The organism is Saccharomonospora iraqiensis subsp. iraqiensis, assembly GCF_000430445.1.
Lineage (GTDB): Bacteria > Actinomycetota > Actinomycetes > Mycobacteriales > Pseudonocardiaceae > Saccharomonospora > Saccharomonospora iraqiensis.
This window is the reverse complement of record NZ_KE387084.1, coordinates 7198-18730: the sequence shown is the minus strand read 5'-3', so window position 1 is coordinate 18730 and position 11533 is coordinate 7198. Positions and strand designations below refer to the sequence as shown.

Annotated in this window: 13 protein-coding genes; 6 read left to right on the top strand and 7 right to left on the bottom strand. The window is 72.1% G+C overall.

Annotated features, from left to right (window positions below):
- Positions 1-90: 90 nt before the first annotated feature.
- Positions 91-789 (bottom strand): mycothiol-dependent nitroreductase Rv2466c family protein, encoded by a 699-nt coding sequence (locus tag ACTIR_RS0109870; protein ID WP_026454146.1) that lies wholly within the window; start codon positions 787-789, stop codon positions 91-93.
- 281 nt (positions 790-1070) lie between these two features.
- Between ACTIR_RS0109870 and ACTIR_RS0109865 the strand changes: the two genes are divergently transcribed.
- The 5 genes from ACTIR_RS0109865 to ACTIR_RS0109845 are packed head-to-tail and all read left to right on the top strand — an operon-like array spanning position 1071 to position 4855.
- Complete coding sequence (locus ACTIR_RS0109865; protein ID WP_034239375.1) at positions 1071-1544, top strand: TQO small subunit DoxD; 474 nt, start codon at positions 1071-1073, stop codon at positions 1542-1544.
- Complete coding sequence (locus tag ACTIR_RS0109860) at positions 1541-1915, top strand: Rv1678 family membrane protein (protein WP_026454144.1); 375 nt, start codon at positions 1541-1543, stop codon at positions 1913-1915. Before ACTIR_RS0109865 ends, ACTIR_RS0109860 begins: the two co-directional genes overlap by 4 nt.
- A gap of 4 nt (positions 1916-1919) precedes the next feature.
- A complete protein-coding gene (fadE16, locus tag ACTIR_RS0109855; protein ID WP_026454143.1) occupies positions 1920-3035 on the top strand; it encodes an Rv1679 family acyl-CoA dehydrogenase in 1116 nt (371 codons plus the stop codon).
- Between the two features lie 15 nt (positions 3036-3050).
- Positions 3051-3863 (top strand): Rv1680 family SBP-like protein, encoded by an 813-nt coding sequence (locus ACTIR_RS0109850; RefSeq protein ID WP_026454142.1) that lies wholly within the window; start codon positions 3051-3053, stop codon positions 3861-3863.
- Positions 3854-4855 (top strand): Rv1681 family radical SAM protein, encoded by a 1002-nt coding sequence (locus tag ACTIR_RS0109845; RefSeq protein ID WP_026454141.1) that lies wholly within the window; start codon positions 3854-3856, stop codon positions 4853-4855. The genes ACTIR_RS0109850 and ACTIR_RS0109845 overlap by 10 nt, the downstream gene beginning before the upstream one ends.
- A gap of 22 nt (positions 4856-4877) precedes the next feature.
- Here ACTIR_RS0109845 and ACTIR_RS0109840 read toward each other — a convergent pair whose 3' ends face one another.
- The 3 genes from ACTIR_RS0109840 to ACTIR_RS0109830 all read right to left on the bottom strand — a co-directional run bounded on the left by ACTIR_RS0109840 (position 4878) and on the right by ACTIR_RS0109830 (position 7816).
- Positions 4878-5693, bottom strand: coding sequence for an alpha/beta fold hydrolase (locus ACTIR_RS0109840; protein ID WP_026454140.1), 816 nt, complete (start codon positions 5691-5693; stop codon positions 4878-4880).
- A 153-nt stretch (positions 5694-5846) separates the two neighbouring features.
- On the bottom strand, positions 5847-6632 hold the full coding sequence (locus ACTIR_RS0109835) for a crotonase/enoyl-CoA hydratase family protein (RefSeq protein WP_026454139.1): 786 nt from the start codon (positions 6630-6632) through the stop codon (positions 5847-5849).
- A gap of 119 nt (positions 6633-6751) precedes the next feature.
- Positions 6752-7816, bottom strand: coding sequence for a cation diffusion facilitator family transporter (locus ACTIR_RS0109830; protein ID WP_026454138.1), 1065 nt, complete (start codon positions 7814-7816; stop codon positions 6752-6754).
- Positions 7817-7895: 79 nt separating this feature from the next.
- Here ACTIR_RS0109830 and ACTIR_RS22580 point away from each other — a divergent pair, with 79 nt between their 5' ends.
- Positions 7896-8315 (top strand): ArsR/SmtB family transcription factor, encoded by a 420-nt coding sequence (locus ACTIR_RS22580; protein ID WP_084789392.1) that lies wholly within the window; start codon positions 7896-7898, stop codon positions 8313-8315.
- 50 nt (positions 8316-8365) lie between these two features.
- Here ACTIR_RS22580 and ACTIR_RS0109820 read toward each other — a convergent pair whose 3' ends face one another.
- The 3 genes from ACTIR_RS0109820 to ACTIR_RS0109810 form a co-directional block, all read right to left on the bottom strand.
- Positions 8366-10141, bottom strand: coding sequence for a GMC family oxidoreductase N-terminal domain-containing protein (locus tag ACTIR_RS0109820; protein ID WP_026454137.1), 1776 nt, complete (start codon positions 10139-10141; stop codon positions 8366-8368).
- Positions 10141-11040 carry a hypothetical protein gene (locus tag ACTIR_RS0109815; RefSeq protein WP_034239368.1) on the bottom strand — a complete coding sequence of 300 codons (900 nt, stop codon included), beginning with the start codon at positions 11038-11040 and terminating at the stop codon, positions 10141-10143. The genes ACTIR_RS0109820 and ACTIR_RS0109815 overlap by 1 nt, the downstream gene beginning before the upstream one ends.
- A gap of 148 nt (positions 11041-11188) precedes the next feature.
- Positions 11189-11533: helix-turn-helix domain-containing protein (locus ACTIR_RS0109810; protein WP_026454135.1), on the bottom strand; the 345-nt coding region annotated here is incomplete at its 5' end.

The following is an 11533-nucleotide window of genomic DNA, read 5'->3' as shown; positions in this document are numbered from 1 at the left end:
CGCCCGCGCCGCCGCCACGGGCGAGCGACCCCCGGCCCACCCGGCACGCCCCGGAGCAGGCCCGCAGGATCGGAACCGGCGCGTCGACGGCTATCGGACCCGGGTGTCGCGCCCGGAGATGCGGGCGCTCAACGGCGTGTCGGGAAAGGACCGCAGGGTGCGCTTGAGTTCGGCGAAGCCGGGCCAGTGGGCGAGCGTCACGACCGCGTCCCACATCCGCAGCGCCTCGTCCCCGTCGGGTGCCCGATCGATCACGGGTCCGAAGAACGCGGGACCGTCGGGTGGGGCGAACGACAGGATCGGCGTGCCGACACCGCCACCCGCCCGGTCCACCGCTTCCCCGGTCTCGGCGCGCAGTTCGGCGTCCAGGCCCTCGTCCTGGGCCGCGTCGGCCAGTTCCCGGGGCAGGTGCACGCGGTCGAGGATCGCGCCGAGGTCGCGGGGCCGCGCCGTGTCGGCGAGCACCGCCTCGAAGCTCGCCTCCCCGGGCGGCGGGGCGTGCCACACGGCCTCGCCCAGGGCGGTGTAGAGATCACCGAGCACGTCGGGACCGTGTGCGCGACGAGCCGCGACGACCACGCGGAGCATCTCCAGACCGCGCTGGTGCGCGTCCGGATACCGCGCGGGCCGGTCGGCGTAACCGAGCGGTTCGTTGAGGATCCGCAGCGACAGCGGGCGCCACCGGATCGTCAGCGGCCGTTGCCGCGCGACGTTGCGGACCCACTCGGCGGTGACCCAGCAGAACGGGCACACCGGGTCGAAGAAGAACTCCACGTCGGCGTCGCTCATCGTGTCCTCCCCGTGGTCGGCCGGACGGGACCATTCTCCTCGGGAGACGCGGTCTCCTCAGCACCGAGCCGCGGCGACGGTCGACGCCAGGGCTCCGTCCTCGCAGGACGCGGCGGCTGAAGTCCACCACCACCGTGCGAACGTTCACTCCACCGTGGCCGTCCCCGTTTGCGCCAGCTCTCCGCGTCGACTTCGCTGAACGGCGTCGGGAGGGGCGTGACATGGCATCAATGCCGACCGCCGGCACGGCGGACAGCGGTTCGCGGACGACCCGCGGAGTCATGGCGTTCGTGCGGATCGTCGTCGCGTTCCTGTGGATCCAGAACGCGGCGTGGAAGATCCCCCCGGACTTCGGCGAGCGGAGCGGCGGAGGGTTGTACCACTTCACCAACTACGCCGTGGAGTATCCGGTCCTCGGCCCGTTCGCCTGGCTCGTCGAACACGTCGTCCTGCCGAACTTCGTGCTGTTCGGCTGGCTCACCCTGCTCGTGGAGGCGGGTCTCGGCGCGTTCCTGCTGATCGGGCTGGCGACCCGGTTGTGGGCCGTGCTCGGTGTCGTCCAGTCCTCGGCCATCGCGCTGTCGGTGTTGTACGCACCGAACGAGTGGCACTGGTCCTACTACCTGATGATTCTCGTCCATCTCGCGTTGTTCGCCACCGCCGCGGGGCGCGGCTTCGGTCTCGACGGTGTTTTCCGGCCGATCATGGTCACCTCCCGGAAGGCCGTCGCGCGTGGCCTGGCGAGGCTCGCATGAACGGCGGAAGACTCGACCGCGCCGCCGTCGCACTGGGTGCCGGGGGATTGCTGACCTTCGTGTTCACCTTCTCCGACGGCGCCTACCGCCCCTACGACTTCCTGCAGATACAGGGGGTCGGCCTGATCGTGATCCTGGCGCTGAGCGCGGTGGGACTGCTCGGGGGCCTGCTCCGGAAGCGGCTGCTCGTGCTCGTCTCCGGTGTCGCGTTCGCCGCCGCCACGGTCCTCCAACTCGTGCAGGCCGGGCGGTCACCGAACTGGCTCGAAGGCGACGGCTCGACCCTGTCCGTGTTGCTCGCGCTCGCGGCCGGGCTGCTGGCCGTCGGCCTCGCTCCCCGCCAGACTCCCCCGGACCGGAAGGAACCGTGAACCCATGGACCTCACCCCGTACCTCGATCCCGTGCTCGCCGCCGCCCGGGAGGCGGCGGACGACGTGGACGCCGCGGCACGGTTTCCCGACGAGGCCGTCACCGCGCTGCGCCAGTCCGGCCTGCTCGGCCTCACTCTCCCGGAGAGCGTGGGCGGGCTCGGACAGGGGCCGCGCGAGTTCGCCGACGTGGCCGGCGCGCTCGCCCGGGAGTGCGGGTCCACGGCGATGGTCTATCTGATGCACGTCAGTGCCGCGATGCCGCTCGCCGCGGCGCCCCCGCCCGGCCTCGACGACCTCCTCCCGCAGCTCGCCTCGGGCAAGACGCTCGCGTCGCTGGCGCTGTCCGAACCGGGCTCCCGTTCCCACTTCTGGGCCCCGGTCTCACGGGCGCGCCACGAAGGCGCGGACCTGCGGCTGCGCGCGACGAAGAGCTGGGTGACCACCGCCGGACACGCGGACGTCTACGTCGCCTCCACGCTCTCCCCGGACGCCGACACGGTCGACTTCTTCGCCGTCCCCGCCGCGGCCCCGGGCGTCGACGTGACCGGTGAGTTCCGCGGGATGGGGCTGCGGGGCAACGCGTCCGCACCGATGTCCTTCGACGTCGAGGTGGGCGAGGACCAGCGGCTCGGCGGCGAGGGCGCCGGGTTCGACCTGATGATGCAGACGGTGCTGCCGTGGTTCAACCTCGGCAACGCCGCCGTCTCGATCGGCCTGTGCGAGGCGGCCGTGCACACGGCGATCCGGCACACCGGCGCGGCCACGCTCGAACACCGCAACGAGAGTCTGTCCGCGCTGCCCACCATCCGCGCACAACTGGCCCGGATGTCGCTCGACCTGGACAGCACCCGCGCCTACCTCGACCGGACGGCCGGGCGTCTCGTCGACCCCCGCGACGACACCCTGCTGCACGTCCTCGGGGTCAAGGCCGCCGCCAACGACGCGGCACTGCGGATCACCGACGCGGCGATGCGGGTCTGCGGCGGCGCCGCGTTCTCCGAGCACCTGCGCATCGACCGCCATTTCCGCGACGCCCGCGCCGGGCACGTGATGGCCCCGACCGCGGACGCGCTCTACGACTTCTACGGCAAGGCCCTCACCGGGCAGCCGCTGTTCTGAGAAGGAGGACGCCCTGTGGGCACACCACTGCTCGTCGGCTCGGTCGCCTACACACCGAACGTGGTGACCATCTGGGAGGGACTCCGGGACTACTTCGCGGACGGTCCCGCCGAGATGGACTTCGTGCTGTTCTCCCACTACGGCAGACAGGTCGAGGCGCTGCTGGACGGCACGATCGACATCGCGTGGAACACCAACCTGGCGTGGGTGCGCACCGTCGCGCGCACCGACGGCGCCTGCCGCGCCCTGGCGATGCGCGACACCGACGCGGAGTTCCGCACCGTGATCGTGGCCCGCACCGGCAGCGCGATCGAGGGGCTGCCCGGCCTCCGGGACAGGACACTCGCGCTCGGCTCGAAGGACTCGGCCCAGGCCGCCATCCTGCCCGTCCACTTCCTCGACCGGGCCGGGATCCGCGACGGCGAGGTGAAGCTGCTGCGCATCGACAGCGACGTGGGCAAGCACGGCGACACCGGGCGCAGCGAACTCGACGCGCTGCGCGCGGTGCTGGACGACCGCGCCGACGCCGCGGCCATCGGGATCAACACCTGGGAGGCGATCGGCCGCGAGGAACTGATGCCGGGGGCCTTCGAGGTGGTCTGGGAGTCACCGACGTACTCGCACTGCAACTTCACCGTGCTGCCCCACGTGACCGAGGAGCGGACACGCCCGTGGGTGGAGCAGCTGTTCGCGATGGACTGGAACGACCCGCGGCACCGGCCCATCCTGGAAATGGAGGGCCTGCGGCAGTGGGTCGAACCCCGGCTCGACGGGTACGACTCCCTGTTCGAGGCCGTCCGCCGGCAGGGGATCCCGGAATGGTGGTGAACTCCCTGGTACTCGACCTGGTGCAACGCGTCTCCGCGGCGGCATCGGGGTCGACCGTGGAGATCCCACTGGGCGGGCATCCCCCCGACGAGGCGGACACCGTCCGGGCGTGGTGCGCCCGCACCGGCAACGAGCTGGTCGCGGTGCGCGGCGACGTGGCCGTGGTGCGCCGCGGCCGGGCACCCGACCCGTTCGCGGGACTCGCGCCGGAGCAGGTGCCCGGGACCCGGCTGTGGATGTACACCAACTTCGACTGCAACCTCGCGTGTGACTACTGCTGCGCCCGCTCCTCACCACGGACACCGCGCCGCGCGCTGGGCCTCGACCGGGTGCGCAGGCTCGCCGACGAGGCCGTGCCCGCGGGCGTCACGGAACTGCTGCTCACCGGCGGGGAGCCGATGCTGCTCCCGGACATCGACGAGCTCGTCGCCGCGTGCACCGCCGCGCTGCCCACGACACTGCTCACCAACGGGATGTTGTTCCGGGGGAAGAGACTGGACGCACTGCGCCGGATGGACCAAGACCGGCTGGCGCTGCAGATCAGTCTGGACTCCGCCGACCCCGAACGGCACGACGCACACCGCGGCCGGGGCTCGTGGGAACGCGCGGTGGCGGGGATCCGCCTCGCCCGCGCGGAAGGCTTCCGGGTGCGGGTGGCCGCGACGCTGCAACCGGAGCAGGCACACGAAGAGGAATCGTTCCGTGGGTTCCTCGACTCCCTGGGCATCGCCCGGGACGATCAGGTGCTCCGCCAGGTCGCCCGCCGTGGGCTCGCCGACACCGGCGTGGAGCTCACCGTCGACTCCCTGGTACCCGAGGTCACGGTCACCAACGACGGTGTCTACTGGCACCCGGTGGGCGCCGACCACGCCGACCAGCTGGTCACCCGCGACCTCTTCCCGTTGGCGACGGCCATCGCCGCGGTCCGCACCCGGTTCGCCGAGGATCGGGCACGCGCCACGGCCGCCGCGCAGTGGTTCCCCTGCGCGTGAGGAGTGCGCACTCGCGGAGAGGCTAGCCCGATGTCGTGACCAGGTCGTCGACCGCCGCGGCGATCCGGTCCGGATGGTCCTCGGGTGTGAAATGCCGGCCGCCGTCGATGCGTTCCAGGGTCGTGCCGAGGTCGGTGGCCAGTCGCTGTCCGTAGGAGACCTTCTGGAACTGGTCCGCCTCGCCCCACACGACGCGCGCGGGCAGGCCGAGTTCGGGCAGCCGGTCGGCGACCGCGAGGGTGTCCTGGACGTTCAGCGCCGACGCCTGGCGCACGAGACTCCGGGCCGCACCGTGGGTGGCGTAGTGGCGCCAGTGAAGGCCGATCGACTCCGCCGCCCGCGCCCGGTCGTCGTGCCCGCGACGCAGAAGTGCCACGAACATCGGATAGAGCGCCACATCGGGCGCCAACCTCAGCCCGGGCGCCAGACGTTGCATCATCGTCACACTCGGGATCGGCCAGGAATCGTAGCCGATGCTGTTGGTCAGGACGAGGCCCGCGACCCGCTCGGGCGCACGCGCGGCGAGGATCTGCGCGACCCCGCCGCCGAGGTCCTGGCCGACGAGCACGGGACGCTCGATTCCCAGCTGACGGAGCCAGCTGTCGAGGTACGCGGCCTGCCGGGCGACCGAGATGTCCCGGTCCCGGCCGGCCGGGATGCTCTGGCCGTAGCCCACCATCTCCCACGCCAGGCACCGGGCGCCGGTGACCCGCGGCAACACATGCCGCCACAACTCCGGAGAGGTCGGGATGCCGTGCACGAACACCACGGGAGTTCCCTCGCCGTGCTCCAGCCACCGCATCGGGATCGCGTCCACCACGTCCGTGTGTTCCCGCACGCGCACCTCCGCTCATGGCCTTGTGGCCAGCGTATTCCCGCACCTCGCCGGCCGCAGCACGGTCCTCGGAGCCGTCCTCGCCCGGTGCCGCAGACACCGGGATCCGAAGCCGACGCCGAGCACGGCTCGTTCGGTCCGGAGTGGGTCGACCGATCATCCGAGGTCGTCGAACGAACCCCCGCGTCCGGCTCCCCCGGCGAACCGTGCGGCGCCGTGCTCGGCGTCGGCGGCGTACGAGCGCATGCCGTGCTCCCACTCCCGGGCCATCGCCTCGCCCTCGGGCACGCCCTCCCCGTCGAGCACGGACATCCGGTCGCCGCGCAGGCACGCCTGGGGAAAGGTCGCCACCTGGGCGGCGAGTGCCTCCGCGGCCGCACGCTCCTGCCCGACCGGGACCACCCGACCGGCCAGACCGACCCGCTGGGCCTCCCCGGCGTCCACCGGCCTGCCGGTGAGCACCATGTCCATCGCGACGCCGGTGCCGACCAGCCGCGGCAACCGCACGGTGCCGCCGTCGATCAACGGCACACCCCACCGGCGACAGAACACCCCGAAGACCGCGTCCTCGGCGGCCACCCGGAGGTCACACCACAACGCGAGCTCCAGCCCGCCGGCCACCGCGTACCCCGAGACGGCGGCGATCACGGGTTTGCTCAGCCGCATCCTCGTCGGCCCCATCGGGCCCCGCCCCTGGCCGTAATCGTGCAACGGGTTGCCCCGGTCGGTCCCGACCGCCCGCAGATCCGCCCCCGCACAGAACGTGCCGCCCTCGCCCCACAGCACCGCCACCGAGGCCGTCGCGTCCGCGTCGAACCGCCGGAACGCCTCGTACAGGGCGGTGCCCGTCGGGCCGTCCACCGCGTTGCGCACCTCGGGACGCGACAGGACCACCGTCCACACCGCGCCGCTCCGCTCCACACGCACGGCCCGCTCACCCATCGGATCCTCCTCGACGTCCCCACCGGTCGCGAAGATCCATTACACCCGGACACGCTCGCGTCGCACATCCGGCAACCGTGTTCTCCACGGTGACGATCCCGCATCCGGCCGTGTCCGGATCAGCGGTGGTGGGCGAGCTCCCGGTGGGCGGTCTCGGCGCCGGTGTCCGGTTCGGTGTGCACCACGGCGGCGGTGAGCCGGGGCACGGCGTGCACCAGGGCGTGTTCGACGGCGTGCGCGGTGGCGTGTGCCTGCTGCACCGTCCGATCCGCCGGGACCGACACCGACAGTTCCGCGCGCAGACTGTGCCCGATCCAGCGCATCCGCACCGCATCGACGCCGCACACGCCGTCCACCTCCGCGGCGGTGCGTTCGGCCGCCGCCACCAGGTCGGGGTCGACCGCGTCCAGCAGGCGGCCACCCACCTCCTTGGCCGCGCCGTAGCCGACGAACACGATCGCCACGGTGATGGCGAGCCCGATCAGGGGGTCGGCCATCGGGAATCCCAGTCCGATCCCGGCGGCACCGCCGACCACGGCCAGCGAGGTGAAACCGTCGGCACGGGCGTGCATCCCGTCGGCCACCAGGGCGGCCGAGCCGATCCGCCGACCGACCCGGACCCGCCAGCGGGCGACCAGTTCGTTCCCGACGAAGCCGACCACCCCGGCGGCACCCACCGCCCACAGGTACGCCACCGGCTGCGGATCCACCAGCCTGCGAACGGACTCGTACCCGGCCAGCGCGGCGGAGGCGGCGATGAGCACCACCACCACGATCCCGGCCAGGTCCTCGGCGCGCCCGAGTCCGTAGGTGAACCGGCGGGTCGCCGCGCGCCGGCCCAGCAGCAACGCGATCCCCACCGGCAGGGCGGTCAGGGCGTCGGCGAAGTTGTGGATCGTGTCGCCCAGCAGCGCGACCGACGCGGTGACCGCCACGATGGCGGCCTGGGCGACGGCCGTGACCATGAGCGCGACGAACGACCACACCAGCGTGCGGATCCCCTGCCGGCTGGTCTCCAGCGCCGGGTCGAACCGGTCGGCCGTGTCGTGGCTGTGCGGGGTGACGGCGTGCCGCAGCCGTGCCCACACTCCCGCCCCCGGCCCGTGGCCGTGGCCGTGGCCGTGGCCGTGGCCGTGGCCGTGGCCGTGGGGATGATCGTGGTCGTGGTCGTGCCGGTCAGCCATGAGACCTGCCCGCGCCTCTCTCCGGTCGGGGGCGCCCGCCCGGTTGCGGTGCGCCGCTGCGATCCGACAATATGCAAACATGTGCGCACATAACAACCGGTACGGGGTCCGGGACGAGTACACCGACGAGCAGTACGGGGCGGCCGCGGAGGTGCTCGCACTGCTGGCCGACCCCACCCGGTTGCACCTGCTGCGGCTGTTGGGCACCGAACAGGACGTCACCACACTGACCGGGCAGGTGGGGGCCTCGCGTTCCTCGGTGTCCCAGCACCTCGGGCGGCTGCGCCTTGCCGGCCTGGTCGAGGTACGGCGGGACGGGCGGCGCATGCTCTACCGCATCACCAGCGACCATCTCGCGGCCCTGGTCGACGAGGCGCTCGGCTACGCCCACCACACCGTCCACGGCATCCCGCACCACCGGGACTCCACAGCGCGGGACTCAGCACCCCGGGACTCCACAGCACAAGACGCCACAGCACAGGACTCCACAGCACACTGACGGCACGTGCGACGCCGGACCGGGCACCGGCGCCGCACGTGCCTGCCGGGTTACAACCCCAGCTCACCGAGCCGGGTGCTGATCCGTGGGTCGGTCGAGACGACCGGGGACTCGGAGGCGACCCACGGATCGCCACCGAAGTACCCCTGGAAGATCTTCTCCGCTGTCCGCGTCGCCAACGCCTGCGTGGTCAGCGTCGGGTTCGGCCCGCCGAGGCTGTTGGCCAGCGCCGAGTTGTCCGCCACGAACAGCCGCTTCACCGCACGCGACTCCGCGTTCGAGTCCAGCACGGAGTTGTGTTCCGACTCGCCCATCCGCATCGACGACTGGACGTGCAGCAGCAGCGGCGCCCAGTCGATCCGGTAGACCTGTCTGGCACCGGCGCCGCGCAGCAGCTCGGCGGCCTTGCGGGCCATGAACTCCCGGTTGCGGGTGGTGCGCCTGGTGCGTTCCCGGTGCGGGAAGGAGATCTTCGGGATGGGCCCGTTCTCGTCGGCGGGTAGCGCCGACGGCACGACCCGGTTGTCCCGCTCGACGTCGTCGTCGGTGATCACCAGGACACTGAGCAGCCGGTCGAGCCCGCCCGCGACGAGGTCCTTGAGTTCCGGCCCCATCAGCCGCCCCGCGGGCCCGTCCCACGGTCCCGTCGGCCCGCGGCCGTTGGTGTACTCGCCGCGGATGCCGCTGTCGGACAGGGCCGTGGCGAAGCCGTTCAACGCCGGGGGCAGGCCGACGTTCTCCAGCCCCCCGTACGGCGGGAAATCGAGCCGGGCCGCGGAGCCGACCCCCTTCGGGTTGCCGGTGTACTCGTCGAAGGAGCCGACCACCCAGTCGAAGAAGTGGTCCGTGTAGCCGCGCCCGACCCAGTCGTTCGGATTGGGCAGCCCACTGTTGAACCACAGCCTCGGGTTCTCGGTGCAGCCGCCGGCCATCACCACGACCCGCGCGTCCTCCCGCTGCTCGTCACCGGAGGCGTTGTCCCGCCAGGTCACCCCGGTGGCCACCTCGACGCCGTTCTTCGACTCCGTGTGGATCCGGGTGACGTAGGCGTCGGTCAGGAGCTCGACCGGCCTGCCGTGCGGTGCCCACACGTCGGCGGTGAGCGCCATCGGGACGTAGCTGTTGTCGGTGGACCGTTTGGCGAACTGGTTACGCGGCGCGCCCACCGGCCGCATGCACCCCTGGAAGCAGTAGCCGCAGAAGGTGCATCCGGTCGCGTCCGGGTGGGTCAGCAGGTTCGGGTCCGACGTCCGGCCCGCGTTGCCGCCCGGCTGCAACACCGCGTTCTCCTGCGGCCGGTACGAGGGCCCGTAGGTGGTCTTCGTGGTCTGCACCGGCAGGTCGAGCGTCTCGCAGCCGCGGAAGAACACCTGCTCCTTGGTGCCCATCGCCGCGGTCATCACCGGCGCGGTGGCCTCGACCCACTCGAAGTAGGGAACCATCTCCCCGTAGGTGAACGGGAACCGGTGCTCGACGTCGTAGGCGTCCCGGTCGGGTTTGTCGTAACCCCGGAACACCCCCGGGTAGGCACGCGGGTAGTTGCCGTAGAAGTGCTGGGTGGTCCCGCCCACCCCGGACAACTGCCACACGAACGAGTTCTGCGCCCACTCCCGGAACCACGCGGGACGGGACCTGTCGGTGGGGCCCCACCGCAGATAGCCGGTCAGCGGGTTGTTGGCGTCGTTCTCGTAGCTGCTCCACTGCTCCCGCGGCCGGTCGTGCCGGGGTCCGGCCTCCAGCACGAGCACGTCGAGCCCCCGCGCGGCCAGTTCCTTCGCGACCACCGGCCCGCCGCCCCCGGCGCCGATGACGATCACGTCCCGCATCAGTCCTGCACCTCCGTGCGATTCTGGTAGTAGCCGAGGAACTCGTCCCAGCCCTCGACCGGCCCGTCGGGCTGGTAACCGGTGAGCCGCCAGCCGACCGGGGTGCCGGTGAGCCGCTTGCGGTCGGCGTCGAACACGGCGTACTCGGAATAGGCCCCGAACGCGGCGAACTCGATCAACGCCCCGCCGACGAACTCGAGCAGTCCGGACACGGAACTCTTCAACGGCTCGAGGAAGCGGGCGTCCAACAGTGCCACCAGATCCGAGTCCGGCCCTTCGAGCAGGGCGAACGCCCGCGTCTTCTCGGCGAAGGTCAGCCGCGCGAACGGGGAGAGGAACGGCCCGTTCACCGCGGCCGGATTCACCTGGGTGGCCAGCAGGTTGAGCAGGCCGGAGATCGGGAACGACAGCGGCACCGTCGCGTCGTTCTCGAGCAGCACCGAGAAGGCCCGGTCCAACGTGGCCAGCTCTCCCGGGAGCAGCTCGGTCCCGGGCAGGGCGACGCCGGTCCCGGACAGGCCGGTGGCCAGTGCGGCGGCGACCGGTTGCGCCAGCTGGTCCGGCAACGGCACGAAGTTGTCCAGGGCATCGAGGAGGAAGTCGGTGGTTCCCGCCTCCATGGCGCCCGGGGTGTCACTCGGGGTGCCCTGCGCCGTGGAGTACGCGTCCGGGCCGGGCAGGGCGAACACCGACAGCCCGTTGAGCGTGTCCCGTGCGAGCTCCGCCAGCACGGGACGGAGCAGTTCGACGGGACCGGACAGGAGATCTCCCTCGGCGGCGGACGCCGACGGCGTGAGCACGCTGCGGGGCAGCAGGCTCCCGGCGCCGACCGCCGCACCGAGAACGCCGAGCCGGGCGAGGAACACCCGCCTGCCCAGCGGAACGGGGGACTGCGACAAGGTCGTCTCCGAACGTGGTGGGTGGTGGAGGACATCGGCGTCGCCACACCCGTGTCCCAGCGGCACACGGCGTTGTGTGATCGCCACCTTCTGTTCCTACCAGCCGAACGGGCTAACCCCATTAGGCCGAATGCCCACCGTCCGCACGTCAGCGTTGTGCGCGGTCGTCACCGTCGCGGGCGGCGTGCGCGATCAACGCCAGCGACAACGCGAGCCCGGCGCGGTGGTCGTGCATCGACCCGCCGAGCACGTTCTCCAGCCGCCGCAGCCGGTTGAGCACGGTGTTCCGGTGGCAGTACAGCCGGGCCGCGGTGGCCGCGGTCGACCGGTTCGTCTCCAACCACGCCGCCAGCGTCGCCAGCAACATGTCCTGTTCCCCGCGGGGCAGCTCCCACACCGGCCCCAACACGCCGTGCACGAGCCGGTCGGCCAGCTCCGGCGACCGCGCCACCAGCGCCTCGGGCAGGCGGTCGTCCAGCTCGACCAGCCCCGT